14 protein-coding genes are annotated in these 18,047 nt (G+C 58.6%); 3 read left to right on the forward strand and 11 right to left on the reverse strand.

Annotated features, from left to right (window positions below; genetic code table 11):
* Window position 1: 1 nt before the first annotated feature.
* Window positions 2–895: a glycine betaine ABC transporter substrate-binding protein gene (locus ACQ4MY_RS00610; RefSeq protein WP_008088748.1), complete on the reverse strand. Its 894-nt coding sequence runs from the start codon at window positions 893–895 to the stop codon at window positions 2–4.
* Between the two features lie 21 nt (window positions 896–916).
* Window positions 917–1,606: an ABC transporter permease gene (locus ACQ4MY_RS00615; protein ID WP_169844036.1), complete on the reverse strand. Its 690-nt coding sequence runs from the start codon at window positions 1,604–1,606 to the stop codon at window positions 917–919.
* 359 nt (window positions 1,607–1,965) lie between these two features.
* Between ACQ4MY_RS00615 and ACQ4MY_RS00620 the strand changes: the two genes are divergently transcribed.
* The 3 genes from ACQ4MY_RS00620 to ACQ4MY_RS00630 all read left to right on the forward strand — a co-directional run bounded on the left by ACQ4MY_RS00620 (window position 1,966) and on the right by ACQ4MY_RS00630 (window position 4,642).
* Entirely contained in the window at window positions 1,966–3,549 is a 1,584-nt protein-coding gene (locus tag ACQ4MY_RS00620; protein ID WP_007915312.1) for a peptide chain release factor 3, read from the forward strand.
* Between the two features lie 195 nt (window positions 3,550–3,744).
* Window positions 3,745–4,221 (forward strand): hypothetical protein, encoded by a 477-nt coding sequence (locus tag ACQ4MY_RS00625; protein WP_440093163.1) that lies wholly within the window; start codon window positions 3,745–3,747, stop codon window positions 4,219–4,221.
* Between the two features lie 160 nt (window positions 4,222–4,381).
* Window positions 4,382–4,642, forward strand: a complete 261-nt coding sequence (locus ACQ4MY_RS00630) for a hypothetical protein (protein ID WP_008088743.1) — start codon at window positions 4,382–4,384, stop codon at window positions 4,640–4,642.
* Window positions 4,643–5,015: 373 nt separating this feature from the next.
* Here ACQ4MY_RS00630 and ACQ4MY_RS00635 read toward each other — a convergent pair whose 3' ends face one another.
* From ACQ4MY_RS00635 to ACQ4MY_RS00675, 9 genes are all read right to left on the reverse strand, one after another.
* Window positions 5,016–5,996 (reverse strand): peptide ABC transporter ATP-binding protein, encoded by a 981-nt coding sequence (locus tag ACQ4MY_RS00635; protein ID WP_008085266.1) that lies wholly within the window; start codon window positions 5,994–5,996, stop codon window positions 5,016–5,018.
* Window positions 5,996–6,964: an ABC transporter ATP-binding protein gene (locus tag ACQ4MY_RS00640; RefSeq protein ID WP_008085268.1), complete on the reverse strand. Its 969-nt coding sequence runs from the start codon at window positions 6,962–6,964 to the stop codon at window positions 5,996–5,998. Before ACQ4MY_RS00640 ends, ACQ4MY_RS00635 begins: the two co-directional genes overlap by 1 nt.
* 10 nt (window positions 6,965–6,974) lie before the next feature.
* Window positions 6,975–7,901, reverse strand: coding sequence for an ABC transporter permease subunit (locus ACQ4MY_RS00645; RefSeq protein ID WP_008085271.1), 927 nt, complete (start codon window positions 7,899–7,901; stop codon window positions 6,975–6,977).
* Window positions 7,902–7,912: 11 nt separating this feature from the next.
* Window positions 7,913–8,923, reverse strand: coding sequence for an ABC transporter permease subunit (locus ACQ4MY_RS00650; RefSeq protein WP_008085273.1), 1,011 nt, complete (start codon window positions 8,921–8,923; stop codon window positions 7,913–7,915).
* Window positions 8,924–8,996: 73 nt separating this feature from the next.
* Entirely contained in the window at window positions 8,997–10,592 is a 1,596-nt protein-coding gene (locus ACQ4MY_RS00655) for an ABC transporter substrate-binding protein (RefSeq protein WP_008085274.1), read from the reverse strand.
* Between the two features lie 77 nt (window positions 10,593–10,669).
* Window positions 10,670–12,046: an OprD family porin gene (locus tag ACQ4MY_RS00660; protein WP_008085277.1), complete on the reverse strand. Its 1,377-nt coding sequence runs from the start codon at window positions 12,044–12,046 to the stop codon at window positions 10,670–10,672.
* Window positions 12,047–12,220: 174 nt separating this feature from the next.
* On the reverse strand, window positions 12,221–13,819 hold the full coding sequence (locus ACQ4MY_RS00665) for an ABC transporter substrate-binding protein (protein ID WP_008085279.1): 1,599 nt from the start codon (window positions 13,817–13,819) through the stop codon (window positions 12,221–12,223).
* A 300-nt stretch (window positions 13,820–14,119) separates the two neighbouring features.
* Window positions 14,120–15,745 (reverse strand): ABC transporter substrate-binding protein, encoded by a 1,626-nt coding sequence (locus tag ACQ4MY_RS00670; RefSeq protein WP_008085281.1) that lies wholly within the window; start codon window positions 15,743–15,745, stop codon window positions 14,120–14,122.
* 260 nt (window positions 15,746–16,005) lie between these two features.
* Entirely contained in the window at window positions 16,006–17,607 is a 1,602-nt protein-coding gene (locus tag ACQ4MY_RS00675; protein WP_440093167.1) for an ABC transporter substrate-binding protein, read from the reverse strand.
* Between the last annotated feature and the right edge of the window lie 440 nt (window positions 17,608–18,047).

The raw sequence follows: 18,047 nt of genomic DNA on the forward strand, positions 1-18,047 counted from the left end.
CTTAATTAAGTGGATGCTGGCGCAGGAAATCGGCGGCCACTTTCGATGGGCTTTCGTGATCGACGTCGACCCGCGCGTTGAGCTGGCGCATGGTTTCGTCATCGAACAGTTCGGCCAGCGGCTTGAGTTGCTCGGCCAGTTGCGGGTGCGCGTCGAGGTAGGCCTGACGCACCACCGGCGCTGCTGTGTAGTCGGGGAAGTAATGCTTGTCGTCTTCCAGCAGCTTGAGGCCGAAGGCGTTGAGACGCCCGTCGGTGGTGTAGACCAGGCCGGCGAACACCTGACCGTTGCGCAGCGCGGTGTAGACCAGGCCCGCGTCCATCTGGCGGATGTTCTTGCGGCTCAGGTTCATGCCGTAAAGGTCGACCATGCCGATCAGGCCGTCGGAGCGGTTGGCAAACTCGGTATCCAGCGCTACCAAGTGATTAGTCTTGGCCTCGGCGCGCAGCACTTCGTTCAACTGGCTGATGTTGTTGATCTGCGGATATTCCTCAGCGACCTTTTTCGGCAGCGCGAGGGCGTAGGTGTTACTGAATTTCGACGGCGTCAGCCAGATCAGGCCTTTTTTTGCGTCGAGTTCTTTCACCCGGGCGTAGGACTGGGCGCTGTCGAGTTTTTCGGTGACATGGTTGTAAGCCACCAGCGACACGCCGGTGTATTCCCAGAGCATGTCCAGCTGCCCGCTTTCGTGGGCGCTGCGGGCGAGGTTGCTGCCCAGACCACCGGTGATCTGCGCGTCATAACCTTTACTGCGCAGGTATTGCGCGGTGATTTCGGCGAGCAGGGTCTGCTCGGTGAAGACCCGGGCGCCGAGGCGGATCACCGGTTTTTCAGCGGCTTGCGCGATGCCCGCGAACAGCAGGACGCAACCTAAGATCAAACAAAGTCGTTTCATATTCATTCCTTCGCAAAAGCCTTAAGACGGGCGCAAACCGCGTTCCAGCCAGAGGCGGCTGGCGAGGGTGACGACGCCATCGAGCAGCAAGGCCAGCAGCGCGGTGCACGCGGCGCCGAGCAGCAGTTGCGGCTGATTGTTCAGGGCGATGCCGGGGAAGATCAGGCTGCCGAGGCTGTTTGCGCCGATCAGGAACGCCAGTGGCGCGGTGCCGACGTTGATTGCCAACGCCACGCGCACACCACCGACAATGATCGGCACCGCGTTGGGCAATTCGACTTTCCACAGCACTTGGCGCGGCGTCATGCCGATGCCGACGGCCGCTTCTTTGAGCGAGCCCTGGACGTTTTTCAGGCCTTCGTAGGTGTTGCGCACAATCGGCAACAAGGAAGCGAGGAATAAAGCGAAGATCGCCGGGCCACTGCCGATGCCGAGGACGCCCAGGGCAATCGCGAGCACGGCCAACGGAGGCACGGTGTTACCGATATTGAAGATCTGCATGAAGCGTTCAGCACGGCCGACCATGGTCGGGCGACTGAGGAAGATGCCGGCAGGGATGCCCACGACAAGGGCAGCCAGCATTGAAGCGAGGACGAGAATCAGATGAGCTTGCAGGTAAAACAACAAATCGTCGCGGTAGTGTTCGATCGTGTTGATGCCGATCCAGTGGACCAGCAGGGCCAGGAGCGCGATCACCACCGCACCTCCCATCAGCCCTTTGCCATAGCGGATAGCCACAGGCGGACTCCTTTTTTTGTAGTCGGCGAACGCTCTCCCGTGTGGCATGCCAAGCCTTGGCTGCCGGGAGTGAACGTTCGCGAGAAGCAGCTCCCTCAGCACCGGCAAAAAGCGGTCTGAAAGCGAGCCATGAGCGCAGCCTCGTCAGGCTAACTTGCTGATTTTTCAGCCCCTGACGAAAATTCGTAACAGGGGATGGACGTCTCCGTGCTTTAAAAGGTTCCCATCTGCGGCAGCATTTGGCCACCCTTAATGTGCTCAACGGTTCGGTTATTGCATCGACTTGGGCTATAATCGCGGCCCTTTTTTGAATCACCGCCAGGCGATTTCCCATGACCAACCAGGCCGCCGAAGTCGCGAAACGCCGCACTTTCGCCATTATTTCCCACCCCGATGCCGGTAAAACCACGATCACCGAAAAGCTCCTGTTGATGGGCAAGGCGATTGCAGTGGCCGGTACGGTGAAATCCCGTAAATCCGATCGCCATGCGACATCCGACTGGATGGAGATGGAGAAGCAGCGGGGTATTTCCATTACCACGTCGGTCATGCAGTTCCCCTATCGCGAACACATGATCAACCTGCTCGACACCCCGGGCCACGAAGACTTCTCCGAAGATACCTACCGCACCCTGACCGCGGTGGACTCGGCATTGATGGTCCTCGACGGCGGTAAAGGTGTCGAGCCACGGACCATCGCGCTGATGGATGTCTGCCGTCTGCGTGACACGCCGATCGTCAGCTTCATCAACAAACTCGACCGTGACATCCGCGACCCGATCGAACTGCTCGACGAAATCGAAGCCGTTCTGAAGATCAAGGCGGCGCCGATCACCTGGCCGATCGGTTGCTACCGCGACTTCAAGGGCGTGTACCACCTGGCCGACGACTACATCATTGTCTACACCGCCGGTCACGGTCACGAACGCACCGAAACCAAGATCATCGAGAAGCTCGATTCGGACGAGGCGCGCGCGCACCTGGGCGACGAGTACGAGCGTTTCATCGAGCAGTTGGAACTGGTTCAAGGCGCCTGCCACGAATTCAACCAGCAGGAATTCCTCGACGGTCAGCTGACCCCGGTGTTCTTCGGTACGGCTTTGGGCAACTTCGGTGTTGATCACGTACTCGACGCCGTTGTCGATTGGGCGCCGCGCCCGCTGGCCCGTGTGGCCAACGAGCGTACCGTCGAGCCGGTCGAAGAGAAGTTCTCGGGCTTCATCTTCAAGATCCAGGCGAACATGGACCCGAAACACCGTGACCGCATCGCCTTCATGCGTATCTGCTCCGGCAAGTACGAAAAAGGCATGAAGATGCGCCACGTGCGCACCGGCAAGGACGTGCGCATCGGCGACGCCCTGACGTTCTTCTCCTCCGAGCGTGAGCAGCTGGAAGAAGCCTTTGCCGGCGACATCATCGGTCTGCACAACCACGGCACCATCCAGATCGGCGACACCTTCAGCGAAGGCGAAACCCTCGGTTTCACCGGCATCCCGCATTTCGCCCCGGAACTGTTCCGTCGCGTACGCCTGCGTGATCCGCTGAAATCCAAGCAACTGCGTCAGGGCCTGCAACAACTGGCCGAAGAAGGCGCAACGCAAGTGTTCTTCCCGGAGCGCAGCAACGACATCATCCTCGGTGCCGTCGGTGTGCTGCAGTTCGACGTGGTCGCCAGCCGCTTGAAAGAGGAATACAAGGTCGAGTGCTCCTACGAGCCAATCACCGTGTACTCCGCGCGCTGGATCGAATGCAGCGACAAGAAGAAGCTTGAGGAATTCTCCAACAAGGCGGTGGAAAACCTTGCAGTCGACGGCGGTGGTCACCTGACCTACCTCGCCCCGACGCGGGTCAATCTGGCCCTGATGGAAGAGCGCTGGCCGGACGTGAAATTCCGTGCGACGCGTGAGCATCACTAAGTAGAAGTCACTGCATTTCGCGGCGTTGAACGTTGAGTAGTGCTGGTGCAATAGAAGCCCCGCAGGCATTTGCCTGTGGGGCTTTTTACTTTCTGGCTTAGTTGTCTACTGTCAGGTCTGACAGTAGACGCTGGTTTCGCGAGGACGTTAGATGAGTGAGCGGCGCCGTCGCCGAACATGCAGAAAGGATTGCTGATGACCCGTCAAACCGCATCGAATACTCAGGGGCATCTTTGGGCAGAAGACGACCAGGGCACGCCAATATTTAAAGCCAAAGACTTACAGTTTTTGCAGCCGGACTCTAAGGCGATGTGGGTGGGGGGCGAGGTTAATGGAAGCTCTGGCCAGCGCCTGCACTTCTACATTCCCAAGAAGTACTGGGTGATAGGAATTCACCCGATCAATCTCGATAAAGACGCCGAGGCTTATTACAACCATCAGTTCGGCATGACCTGGACGACGCAGCCCGGCGGCTGGCTCGAGATTGTGCTGATCGATCTGGTCAAGGAAATAATGATCATTGAATTTGAGTTCGTCACAAAACAAGACGTAGATGATGGAGATTGCCTTACGTTAACCGGTTCAGGCTGGCTTAAAGGCTTCACGACCGATCCCTCACATGCCAGCGCTACGTATCTTCAAACATTAAGAAACGCGAAAAATCCGGCTTAGTTGTCATCGCTATTAACGCTATTCAAAACCGGTCTTTCATCGCCCGGCATTTTCTCCATTCCCTTAGCGTCCTATCTGGTGAACCCGGCTGATCGGAACTAGATTTCACACAGCACCAGTCAGGCACGTATGTCTCACCTGCGAAAGGATGGAGTCGGTTATGAAGAGCAGATTGCTACGCGTTTTATTGCTATTGAAAGTGATGGTGATGCTGTCCCTCGGCACCGCGACGGCCTGGGCCGAGTGCGAGGATCACGATTCTCAGGCGTTCAACGGGCAGGTCGGGCACAGCTCGATGATGCTCGCCAAGTCGGAGTCCGAACCGGGTGACCAGGATCAGGGCGGCAGCGCCGATGATGACGACTCGACCACCGACGAGCCGGACACTGATGATCCGGACGAAGGTGACAGCCAGACGTAGATCAAAGATCAAATAAACCCCTGGTTGCGATATCCCGGTAGGAGCTGCGGCACGCTGCGATCTTTTGATCTGGATTTTATCAATAAGAATCTAAAGATCGCAGCGTGCCGCAGCTCCTACAGTTTTAACAGCAACTGCCGCGAGCGAGAGCCCGCAAAGTCTGAGCCGACAGCCAAAAGAAAACCCCTTGCGCCTCGACTGATGCGCAGTCGATGCAGAAGGGGTTTGCTCACACTTCAACCCTGGATAAACACGACCCCTGTAGGAGCTGCGGCACGCTGCGATCTTTTGATCTTGAATCTGAAAATCAAAAGATCGCAGCCTCGTTTCACTCGACAGCTCCTACAGGTTTTGTGTCGGTCTCCAGTTTTGCTTACGCCGCGCCGTCGAGGAATTGCTCGGCGTAGTGGCAAGCCACCTGCCGGCTGTCGAGCTGGCGCAACAACGGCTCTTCAGTGCTGCAACGCTCGGTCGCGTACGGGCAGCGCTTGTGGAAGGCGCATCCCGACGGCGGGTTCAAGGGGTTGGGGAGTTCGCCGACAATCTTGATTTTCGGCTTGTTCGGGTCCGGGTGAATGGTCGGGGTCGCCGACAGCAGCGCCTGGGTGTACGGGTGCAGCGGACGCTCGTAGATGTCGTTTTTCGGCCCCAGTTCCACCGGGCGACCGAGGTACATCACCATCACGTCATCGGCCACGTGCTGCACCACCGCGAGGTTGTGCGAAATGAACACGTAAGCGGTGTTGAACTCCTGCTGCAGATCCATGAACAGGTTGAGCACCTGCGCCTGAATCGACACGTCCAGTGCCGAGGTCGGTTCATCCGCCACCAGCACTTTCGGTTGCAGCATCATCGCCCGGGCCAGGGCGATACGCTGGCGCTGACCGCCGGAGAACATGTGCGGATAGCGCTGATAATGCTCAGGACGCAAGCCGACCTGCTTCATCATCGCCTGGACTTTCTCGCGACGTTCGGCAGCGCTCAGGTTGGTGTTGATCAGCAGCGGCTCGCCGAGCTGGTCACCGACTTTCTGCCGTGGGTTCAACGACGCGTACGGGCTTTGGAAGACCATCTGCACGTCTTTGCGCAGTTGCTTGCGCTGGGCCTTGTCAGCGCCGGCGACTTCCTGGCCGGCGATTTTCAAGGAGCCGGACGACGGGTCTTCGATCAGCGTCAACGCGCGGGCGAGGGTGGATTTACCGCAGCCCGATTCACCAACAACGGCGAGGGTCTTGCCGGCTTCCAGTTCGAACGACACGCCGTTCAGTGCGCGCACGGTCGCGTGGCCCTTGAACAGGCCACGGGAGACTTCATAGTGACGGGTCAGGTCGCGGGCGGTAAGTACGACGGCCATTACGCCACCTCCTGGTTCAGCGGGAAGAAGCAGCGGGCGAGGCTGTGGGCTTTCGGATCAAGGCCTGGACGCTGCGCACGGCAGCTGTCCTGCACGTAGGGGCAGCGCGGCGACAGCAGGCAACCCTGCGGACGGTCGTAACGGCCCGGAACGATGCCCGGCAAGGTCGACAGACGTGCGGCGCCGAGGCTGTGCTCGGGAATCGCCTTGAGCAGCGCTTCGCTGTACGGGTGCGCCGGGATGTCGAACAGTTGCGGTACCTGACCGACTTCAACGGCTTGGCCGGCGTACATCACGCAGACGCGCTGGGCGGTTTCAGCCACGACCGCGAGGTCGTGCGTGATCAGCACCAGGCCCATGTTCTGTTCTTTCTGCAACGCCAGCAGCAGATCCATGATCTGCGCCTGAATCGTCACGTCCAAAGCAGTGGTCGGTTCGTCGGCGATCAGCAGTTTTGGCTCGCCGGCAATCGCCATGGCGATCGCAACGCGCTGGCTCATACCGCCGGACAGTTGATGCGGGTAGGCGTCCATACGGCTGGCGGCGCCGGGGATTTCGACTTTTTCCAGCAGTTCGATCGCACGTTTGCGCGCTTGCTTGCCGGACATTTTCAGGTGCAGACGCAGCACTTCTTCAATCTGGAAACCGACGGTGTAGCTCGGGTTCAGCGCGGTCATCGGGTCCTGGAAGACCATCGACAAGTCTTTGCCGACGATTTGCCGACGTTGACGGTTGCTCAGCTTGAGCATGTCTTTGCCGTCAAAGCTGAGCGAGTCGGCGGTGACGATGCCGGGATGCTCGATCAGGCCCATCAGCGCCATCATGGTCACGGATTTACCCGAACCCGATTCGCCAACGATGGCCAGTACTTCGCCTTTGTCGACTTTCAGATCGAGGCCGTCGACCACCGGGGTCGCGGTCTTGTCGCCGAAGCGAACGTTGAGATTCTTGATTTCTAGCAGTGACATGGGAATCTCCTCAGGCGGCGTTCTTGAGTTTCGGGTCCAGCGCATCACGCAGACCGTCGCCCATCAAGTTGATTGCCAGCACGCTGAGCAAAATGGTCAAACCAGGCAGGCTCACCACCCACCAGGCGCGTTCGATGTAGTCGCGGGCCGAAGCGAGCATGGTGCCCCACTCAGGGGTTGGCGGTTGTACGCCAAGGCCGAGGAAGCCCAGTGCGGCGGCATCGAGAATCGCCGAGGAGAAACTCAAGGTCGCTTGAACGATCAGCGGCGCCATGCAGTTCGGCAGCACGGTGATGAACATCAGGCGTGGCAGACCGGCACCGGCCAGGCGCGCGGCGGTCACGTAGTCGCGGTTCAGTTCGCCCATCACCGCGGCACGGGTCAGACGCACGTAGGACGGCAGCGAAACCACAGCAATGGCGATCACGGTGTTGATCAGGCCAGGGCCGAGGATGGCGACAATCGCCACAGCCAGCAGCAGCGATGGCAGGGCCAGCATGATGTCCATCAGACGCATGATGGTCGGGCCGATCATCTTCGGAAAGAAACCGGCGAACAGACCCAGCAGAATCCCCGGAATCAGCGACATCACCACCGAAGACAAGCCGATCAGCAGCGACAGGCGCGAGCCCTGGATCAGACGCGACAGCAGGTCGCGACCGAGTTCATCGGTACCGAGCAGGAACTGCATCTGCCCGCCTTCGAGCCACGCCGGTGGCGTCAGCAGGAAGTCGCGGTATTGCTCGCTCGGGTTGTGCGGCGCGACCCAAGGGGCGAACAGCGCGCAGAAAATCACCAGCAACATGAACAGCAGGCCGGCAACCGCGCCTTTGTTCTTCGAGAAGGCTTGCCAGAATTCTTTGTACGGCGACGGGTACAGCAGGCTTTGATCCGCGTTGGTGGCGGAAGTCGCTACTGAGGAAGTTGGAGTGCTCATTGGATTGGACCTCAGCGCTGATGACGGATGCGTGGGTTGGCAAAGCCGTAGAGGATGTCCACTACGAAGTTGACCAGAATCACCAGGCAGGCGATTAACAGGATGCCGTTTTGCACAACCGGATAGTCCCGGGCGCCGATGGCTTCGATCAGCCATTTACCGATGCCGGGCCAGGAGAAAATGGTTTCGGTCAGGACGGCACCCGCCAGCAGGGTGCCGACTTGCAGGCCGACCACGGTGAGTACCGGAATCAGCGCGTTACGCAGACCGTGGACGAACACCACGCGCGACGGCGACAGGCCTTTGGCCTTGGCCGTGCGGATGTAGTCTTCGCGCAGCACTTCGAGCATCGACGAACGGGTCATCCGCGCGATCACTGCCAGCGGGATGGTGCCGAGCACGATGGCTGGCAGGATCAGGTGATGCAGCGCATCGAAGAACGCACCGACGTCATCGGCCAGCAGCGTGTCGATCAGCATGAAACCGGTGCGCGGCTCGATGTCGTAGAGCAGGTCGATGCGCCCGGAGACCGGCGTCCAGCCCAGGCTCACCGAGAAGAACATGATGAGGATCAGGCCCCACCAGAAGATCGGCATCGAATACCCCGCCAGGGAGATGCCCATCACCCCGTGGTCGAACAGGGATCCTCGCTTGAGTGCCGCAATCACCCCGGCCAGAAGCCCGAGAATGCCGGCAAACAGCAGGGCGGCCATGGACAGTTCCAGGGTCGCCGGGAAAAGGGAGGTGAACTCGGTCCATACGCTCTCACGCGTACGCAGGGATTCGCCGAGATCGCCGTGGGCCAGTTTGCCGATGTAGTCCAGATACTGGGCATACAGCGGCTTGTTCAGACCTAGGCGTTCCATTGCCTGAGCGTGCATTTCGGGGTCGACCCGACGTTCGCCCATCATCACTTCCACGGGGTCGCCAGGGATCATGCGAATCAACGCGAAGGTCAGCAAGGTGATGCCGAAAAACGTGGGGATCAACAACCCCAGTCGGCGGGCAATAAAACTAAACATCTTGTGTGGTACCTCATCAGCCGGTTAGGCGTGCCCGGCTTCCCTGGGGTCAGGGAGGCCGGGAGTTTCTTATCTACTTCACCTGGGTGGTGGCGAAGTTATTAGTGGTGAGAGGGCTGATGTGATAACCCTCTACATTCTTGCGCATTGCGGTAAACATCCTGGTGTGGGCCATGCTGATCCATGGCTGGTCCTGATTAAACAGCACTTGTGCCTGTTCGTAGAGCGCGGCGCGTTCGGCCGGATCTACTTTAGCCCGTGCTTCATCCAGCAGTGTCTGGAATTTCTCGTTGCACCAGCGTGCATAGTTCTCGCCGTTCTTGGCCGCTTCACAACTGAGCATAGGCGTCAGGAAGTTATCCGGGTCACCGTTGTCGCCCGCCCATCCGGCCGACACCATGTCGTGTTCGCCGGCCTTGGCGCGTTTAAGCATCTCGCCCCATTCCATCACGCGGATGTCGACCTTGATCCCGACTTTCGCCAGGTCAGCCTGCATCATCTGCGCGCCGAGCATCGGATTCGGGTTGGTCGGGCCACCGCCGTTACGGGTAAACAGGGTAAACACGGTGCCGTCAGGAACCCCGGCTTCCTTGAGCAGGGCACGGGCCTTGTCGAGGTCGCGTGGCGGGTTTTTCAGGTCGTGGTTGTAACCCAGCAGCGTGTCCGGGTACGGGTTGACCGCAACGGTTGCATTGCCCGGGCCAAACAGAGCGTTGACGTAAGCCGCTTTGTCGAAAGCGATATCGATCGCTTTACGCACGCGCACGTCGCTCATGTATTTGTGCTGAGTGTTCATTGCGATGTACGAAACGGTCATGGCGTTCAGTTCATCGACCTTGAGCTTGTCGTCTTTCTTGATGCTCGGGATGTCATCCGGTTTCGGGTACAGCGCGATCTGGCACTCGTTGGCCTTGAGCTTCTGCAGGCGCACGTTGTTGTCGGTGGCGATCGCCAGGATCAGCGCATCGGCCGGTGGCTTGCCACGGAAGTACTCAGGGTTGGCCTTGAAGCGCACCTGTGCATCCTTGGCGTAACGCTGGAAGATGAACGGGCCGGTGCCGATCGGCTTGTTATTCAGGTCGCCAGCCTTGTTGGCCTTGAGCAACTGGTCGGCGTATTCAGCGGAATAGATGGCCGTGAACGGCATGGCGACGTCGGCGAGGAACGGTGCTTCGCGACGCGTCAGGGTGAACTTGACGGTGCTGTCGTCGACTTTCTCGACGCTTTTGAGCAGTTCCTTGAAGCCCATGCTTTCAAAGTACGGGAAGCCCACGCTCGACAGTTTGTGCCACGGGTGATTCGGGTCCAGCTGACGCTGGAAGCTCCAGACCACGTCGTCGGCGTTCATGTCGCGCGTCGGCTTGAAGTATTCGGTGGTGTGAAACTTGACGCCTTGGCGCAGGTGGAACGTGTAGGTCAGGCCGTCTTCACTGATGTCCCAGGTGTCTGCCAGCGCCGGTACGATCTCCGTGGTGCCGGGCTTGAAGTCGACCAGACGATTGAAGATGGTTTCGGCCACCGCATCGGCAGTGACTGCAGTTGTGTACTGGACCATATCGAAGCCTTCCGGGCTGGCTTCGGTGCAGACCACCAAGGGTTTGGCCGAGACGCCCAGGGCGGCACTCAGCAAGGCGGCAGCGATGGCCGCACGTAGGGGAAGCATTTTCATCGATAACCCTCTGCAATCGGTTGAAGACAAAAAACCGCACGGCCGACTCTTCATGAGTCAGCCGACGGTTGGCGTTTTTACAGGATGTTGAACGGGATGGTGGTCACGAGACGGAACTCGTTGATGCTGCCGTCAGCCTGGTTTTCGCTGGCGCGGTGGGTGGTGTAGGTCGCGCGGATAGTGGTGGCCTTGAGCGGGCCGCTCTGCACGGCGTACGAAGAGCCGATGCCGTATTCGTAATGGTGTTCGCCGTCCATGCTGCGCACGTCATAAGCGGTGCCGACGTAGTGAGTACCGTCGATGCCCCAGCCGCGAGCGCTGTAGGCGTTGAACTTCAGGCCCGGAATGCCGTACTCGGCCATGTTGATGCCGTAGGCGATCTGGAAGGATTTCTCGTTCGGTCCGTTGAAGTCCGACAGCAGGGAGTTGGCCAGGTAGATGCCGTTGGTTTCGTGCAGGTAGTCGAAGTACTCGTTACCGTTCACTTCCTGGTACGAGAAGGTCAGGGTGTGTGCCTGGTGAGTCAGACCGAACGACAGCGAGTAGGTGTCGTTGTCGATCTCGCCCATCAACTTTTTGCCTTCGTCGACGGTCTTGTAGTAGTTCAGGCCGGTGGTCAGGCTCAGTACCGAGCTGTCGCCCAGTTCGTGAGTGGCGCCGAAGTAGTACTGGTTCCAGAAGTCTTCAGCCTGGGTCGCGTAGAGGCTGGTTTTCAGGCTCTTGAGCGGCTGATAGTTCACGCCTGCAGTGTTGACGTGGTCGGTTTCGACACCGGTGTTGCTGTATTCGGTGCGGAATTTCGACAGGCTCTGTTCGGTACGTGGCGACACGCGGTCGAAGGTTGCGAGGTCGAACGACAGGTTGTCGAATTCTTCACTGTGGATCGCCACACCCTCGAAGCTCGAAGGCAGCGGACGGTTGCCGATGACGTCGACGATCGGGCTGCTGAAGTTCATGCGGCCGGCAGTCAGGGTGGTGTTGGAGATACGCGCCTTGACGTTGGCCAGACCCAGTTTGCTCCACTGATCGACGGCGTCGCCGTTGGAGTGGGCGAGGGTACGGTTGGAACCGCCCTTGATGTCTTCGCGGCTGCGATCCAGTGCGATGGCGTTGTAAGCCGCGACTTCGGTGCTGATCCCCACGGTGCCTTGGGTGAAGCCCGAGGTGTAGTTGAGGATGGTGCCCTGAACCCAGTTGATCCGGCGCGAGCCGGTCAGGGTTTCGCCGTGGCGTTCATAGCTGAAAGTGCCGCCGCGCTGTTTGTCTTCGTTGGCGTACCAGTTACGGGTCGAACCCGACAGGCTCTGGCCATCGATGAAACCCTTGGCTTCGGATTGGGCGCTGGTGCTGGCCAGTTGCGTCGGAATGAAGTCCTGGCTGACGCTTTCAGCATGGGCCCCGGCGGTGATGCTGCTGATGGCCAGGGCCAGTATCGCGGTGTTGCTCAGTTTCATGGGTGAAGCTCCTTTACTTTCTTTTTATGCCGGCTTTTTTGGGTTGGCCGGTTATTGGTTTAGAACTCATTCACACATCGCAAACGTTTGCAGAAGGCCGGATGGGCGAATTTCGGCAAAGCGCTTGCGTGAGGGGGTAGACAGCCCCCTCAGCGTTGCGGCTAATCGGTTGGTTTAATCGATACTGACACCCGAGAAAACGTTGCGACCGAACGGGCTGACTTTGAACCCTTCGATTTTCGTGCTCAGCGGCTGGTTGACCGTCGAGTGGGCGACAGGCGTGATCGGCACTTGCTGTTTAAGCAATTGCTGGGCCTGTTTATAGAGCACGGTGCGCTGGTCACGGTCGGTGACGACCTTGGCCTCTTTGATCAGCTTGTCGTAAGCCGGATCGCACCACATGGAATAGTTGTTGCCGCCAATGGCATCGCAGCTGTACAGCGTGCCCAGCCAGTTGTCCGGATCACCATTGTCACCGGTCCAGCCGATCAGGCTGATGTCGTGCTCGCCATTCTTGGTGCGCTTGATGTACTCGCCCCATTCATAGCTGACGATCTTCACTTTCAGACCGATCTTGGCCCAGTCCGCCTGAAGCATTTCGGCCATCAACTTGGCGTTTGGGTTATACGGACGCTGCACCGGCATCGCCCACAGGGTGATTTCCGTGCCTTCCTTGACGCCGGCAGCCTTGAGCAGCTCTTTGGCCTTTTCCGGGTTGTAGGCGGCGTCTTTGATGGTGTCGTCGTAAGACCACTGAGTCGGTGGCATGGCGTTGACGGCCAACTGACCGGCGCCTTGATAAACCGCGTTGAGAATCCCCTGTTTATTCACCGCCATGTCCAGCGCCTGGCGCACTTCGAGCTGGTCGAAAGGTTTGTGCCGGACGTTGTAGGCGATGTAGCCGAGGTTGAAACCCGGCTTGGAGATCAGTTGCAGTTTTGGATCGTTCTTCAACGCTTCTACATCGGCGGGGCGCGGATGCAGAGTGATCTGGCACTCGCCGGCCTTGAGCTTCTGCACGCGCACCGAAGCGTCGGTGTTGATGGCGAAGATCAGGTTGTCGAGTTTGACCCGGCTCGGGTCCCAGTACTGCTTGTTGCCGGTGAAGCGGATGTTCGAGTCTTTCTGATAACTCTTGAACACGAACGGCCCGGTGCCGATCGGCTTCTGGTTGATGTCGCTCGGTTTGCCATCGGCCAGCAGTTTGTCGGCGTATTCGGCGGACAGAACGGCGGCGAAGCTCATGGCGAGGTTCTGGATGAACGCGGCGTCGACGCTGTTAAGCGTGAACTCCACGGTCAGCGGCCCGGTCTTTTCGACCTTGGCGATGTTCTTGTTCAGGCTCATCCCGTTGAAATACGGGAACTCGGTGGGATAGGCCTTACGGAATGGCTGCTGTGGATCAAGCATGCGATTAAACGTGAACAACACGTCGTCCGCGTTGAAGTCGCGGGTCGGCTTGAAGTACGGCGTTGTATGAAATTTCACACCTTCACGCAGGTGAAAGGTGTACTTGAGACCGTCCTCGGAAATGTCCCACTTGGTTGCCAGACCCGGGACGACATTGGTTGCGCCTTTTTCGAACTCGACCAGACGGTTGTAGATCGGCTCGGCGGCGTCGTTGTCGGTCGCGGTGGTGTATTGGGCGGTATCAAAACCCGCCGGGCTGCCTTCGGAACAGAACACCAGGCTTTTGCTGGCGGCGAAACTGGCGGACGAGACGGCCAACAGACCGGCGCCCAGCAATGCGGAAAAAACCAAGGTATGGCGCATGACGCTCCCTCTTTTTTTAGTGTTGTGCAATGCGCCGCGTCTCGTCCTGAAACGTTGTGGTCGCATTGAGCTCAATCCAATACGTACAGCAAACCGTTGGCCCACGCAGGCACTGGTCAGAACCCGACGGTAGGGGCCGCGGGACTGGCAGTAAATGCGTAAAAGCCTGAAAACCTCGTAGGAAAAGTCGACGCGCCTAGACCGTTGCAGTCACCCGCAGTGGAATTGGCTGTAAGAAAATTCCTAACTTCCCGGCAGGTAAAACAGCGGCGACGTCATGAACGTCGCCGCTGTGATGCCTTATTTGCTGACGCTGACGCCGTAGAAGGAGTTCAAGCCGAATGGGCTGATCTTGAAATCCTGCACGTTGGCGCGCATGGGTTGGTACACCGTCGAGTGAGCGATAGGTGTCATCGGGACTGCATCTTTGAGGACGTGTTGCGCCTCTTTGTACAGTTCGGTGCGCTTGCCTTGGTCGGTTGTGCGCTTGGCTTCTTTGACGAGGCCGTCGAACTTCTTGTCGCACCACTTGGAGAAGTTGTTGCCGCTGAGCGAGTCGCAGCCGAACAGCACGTTCAGCCAGTTGTCCGGATCACCATTGTCACCGCTCCAGCCAATGAGCATGGCCTGGTTCTCGCCACCTTTGGAGCGCTTGATGTACTCGCCCCACTCATAGCTGGTGATCTTCACTTTCAAGCCGATCTTGGCCCAGTCGGACTGGAGCATTTCGGCCATCAGTTTGGCGTTCGGGTTGTATGGACGCTGCACCGGCATCGCCCACAGAACGATCTCGGTACCTTCCTTGACGCCAGCTTCCTTGAGCAGCTGCTTGGCTTTCTCAGGGTCGTACTTGGCATCTTTGATGGTGGTGTCGTAAGACCACTGGGTTGGCGGCATGGCGTTGACCGCCAGTTGGCCTGCGCCCTGGTAAACCGAATCGATGATCTGTGGCTTGTTCACAGCCATGTCCAGCGCCTGACGTACACGCAGGTCAGCCAGCGGGTTTGGCTCGTTGCTGTCCTTGACCTTGTCCATCACGTTATAGGCGATGTAGCCGAGGTTGAAGCCCGCCTGATCAGGCATCTTCAGGGACTTGTCTTCTTTCAGCGCTTTCAGGTCGGCCGGACGCGGGAACAGGGTGACCTGGCACTCGTTCTTTTTCAGCTTCTGGATACGTACCGACGGGTCGGTGGTGATAGCGAAGATCAGGTTGTCGATCTTCACGTCATCCGGCTTCCAGTAATCCTTGTTGCCGGTGTAACGGATGTTGGAGTCTTTCTGGTAGCTCTTGAACACGAACGGACCAGTGCCGATCGGCTTCTGGTTGATGTCGGCAGCTTTGCCTTCCTTGAGCAACTGGGCCGCGTACTCGGCGGACTGCACGGAAGCGAAGCTCATGGCCATGTTCTGGATGAACGCTGCGTCGACTTCTTTCAGGGTGAACTTGACGGTGTGGTCGTCGACTTTATCGATCTTGGTGATGTTGGTGTCCATCCCCATGTCGGTGAAGTACGGGAATTCGGTCGGGTACGCCTTACGGAACGGGTCATCCTTGTTAATCATGCGATTGAAGGTGAACAGTACGTCGTCGGCGTTGAACTCACGAGTCGGCTTGAAATACGGGGTAGTGTGGAACTTGACGCCTTCGCGCAGGTGGAAGGTGTACGTCAGGCCATCATCGGAAATGTCCCACTTGGTCGCCAGACCAGGAATCACGGCGGTGCCGCCGCGCTCAAACTGGGTCAGACGGTTGAACATGGTTTCAGCTGAGGCGTCGAAGTCGGTTCCGGTGGTGTACTGGCCCGGGTCGAAACCGGCCGGGCTGCCTTCGGAGCAGAACACCAGGTTAGTCGCAGCGGATGCGAAAGGTGCGGAGGCTAACAAGCCTGCGCCGACTAGAAACGGAATGACCGCGTGTTTAAGCATGTTGGCCTCATGATTTGTTGTCATTTTTTAGTTGTGAGGTACGACCTCGTGAGTCGTGCCTGCGGATACTTATGCAGGGGCCATACCCATTGCAAGATCCAGAGTGTGAGCGAGCGTTAAACGGTGGCACGTACGTACCTTAATGTCGCATCTGTATAACTTTTGACGCATTTGACCGTTTGCGCGTGGTTTTTACGGTGCAAACGAAGCCCCAAAACGGTGCGCCGGTCACGTTGTGCGCGCCGCGTTGGGGCTTGGTGTTACTTATTTATACCCACACCGTAGAAGGGGGTTAGACCGAACGGACTGATCCGGAAGTCAGTAACTTCCTTGCGCAGTGGCTGGAACACCGTGGAGTTGGCGATCGGGGTGATCGGCACCTGCTGTTTAAGAATCAACTGGGCCTGTTGATACAGTTTTACCCGCTGCGTCTTGTCGGTGGAGACTTTGGCCTGCTGCACCAGCTTGTCGTAGGCCGGGTCGCACCATTTGGCGTAGTTGCTGCCTTTCACCGCCGCGCAGCTGTAGAGCACGCCGAGCCAGTTGTCCGGGTCACCGTTGTCACCGGTCCAACCATAGATCATCGCGTCGTGTTCGCCATTTTTTGCACGCTTGATGTACTCGCCCCATTCATAGCTGACGATGTTGGCCTTGATGCCGATTTTCTCCCAATCCTGTTGGATCATCTGCGCTGACATCCGCGCATTCGGGTTCGAGGCGCGCTGCACCGTCATTGCCCAAAGGTTGATGGTTGTACCCGGTGCAACCCCTGCTTCTTTCAGTAGCACCCGGGCTTTGACCGGATCGTAAGGCGCATCCTTGATGGTCGGGTCATACGACCATTGCGCCGGCGGCAAGGCGTTTTGCGCCAGCTGGCCGGCACTCTGGTAGACGGCTTTGATGATCGCCGGTTTGTCGATGGCCATGTCCAGCGCCTGCCGCACTTTGAGCTGGTCGAGGGGTGCGTGGGTGGTGTTGTAGGCGAGGAAGCCGAGGTTGAATCCGGCCTGTTTGAGCACGCGCAGGTTCGGGTCTTTTTCCATCACTTCGATGTCGGCCGGGCGTGGGTAGCCGCTGACCTGGCATTCGCCGGCCTTGAGCTTTTGCAGGCGCACGGCGGCGTCCGGGGTGATCGAGAAGATCAGGTTATCGATTTTGACGTCTTCGGGTTTCCAGTAGGCCTTGTTGGCGGCGTAGCGGATTTGTGAATCCTTCTGGTAGCGCTTGAACACGAACGGGCCGGTGCCGATGGGTTTCTGGTTGAGGTCGGCGGCTTTGCCTTCCTTCAGCAGTTGGGCGGCGTATTCGGCCGATTGCACCGAGGCGAAGCTCATGGCGAGGTTTTGCACGAACGCGGCGTCGACTTTGTTGAGGTTGAAGCGCACGGTCTGGTCATCGAGTTTTTCGACCGATTTGATTGTGGTGTTCAGGCCCATGTCGGTGAAGTACGGGGATTCGGCCGGGTAGGCCTTGCGGAAGGCGTTGTCCGGGTCGAGCAGGCGCTGGAAGGTGAAGAGGACGTCGTCGGCGTTGAAGTCGCGGGTGGGTTTGAAGTAGTCGGTGGTGTGGAATTTTACGTTTTGGCGCAGGTGGAAGGTGTATTGCAGGCCGTCAGCGGAGACGTCCCATTTTGTTGCCAGGCCGGGTTCGATGTCGGTGCCGCCGCGCTGGAATTGTGTGAGGCGGTTGAAGACGGTTTCGGCGGAGGCGTCGAAGTCGGTGCCGCTGGTGTATTGACTGGGGTCGAAGCCGGCCGGGCTGGCTTCGGAGCAGTAGACCAGGGTTGTGGCGGCGTTTGCCAGTGGGGCGGTTGTGGCCAGGGCCAGGGAGATCAGGAGCGGTTTTAGGGTGGATCTTGGCATGGAGTCCCCGGGGAAATTGGAGGTGGTGGTTTTTTTAGGGTAGCGGGGATTTGGGGAGGGTCGGAAATATCGTTTTTCCTGTTGGAGTGTCTATCTCGGTATATGTAGGGGCTTTTTCGGGTACATATCCGTTGCTGCGGTAACGGCTGCTTAGGGTTTCGCCCTGACGGCGACTCACTTTTTTTCAAACGCCAAAAAAAGTAAGCAAAAAACGCTTGCTCCTACGTTCGGCCCGCTCGCTGGGGCTCGGGGTTCCTTCGCTCCGGGATCGATCCGGGGGGCAGCGCCTACGGTTTGCTTCGCTGCACCTCCTCTCGCTGTGTTTGGCTTCGCCAAACGGTCGCTGCGCTCCCACCCCCGGATCAATCCCTCCACTCAGCCTTCCGACGTCGCCTGTGGATCAAGATCAAGAGCTGCAGCCGAGCTAACGCTCATCCTGC

The organism is Pseudomonas sp. SM4 (genome assembly GCF_051913165.1).
In the GTDB taxonomy this organism is placed as follows: Bacteria; Pseudomonadota; Gammaproteobacteria; order Pseudomonadales; family Pseudomonadaceae; genus Aquipseudomonas.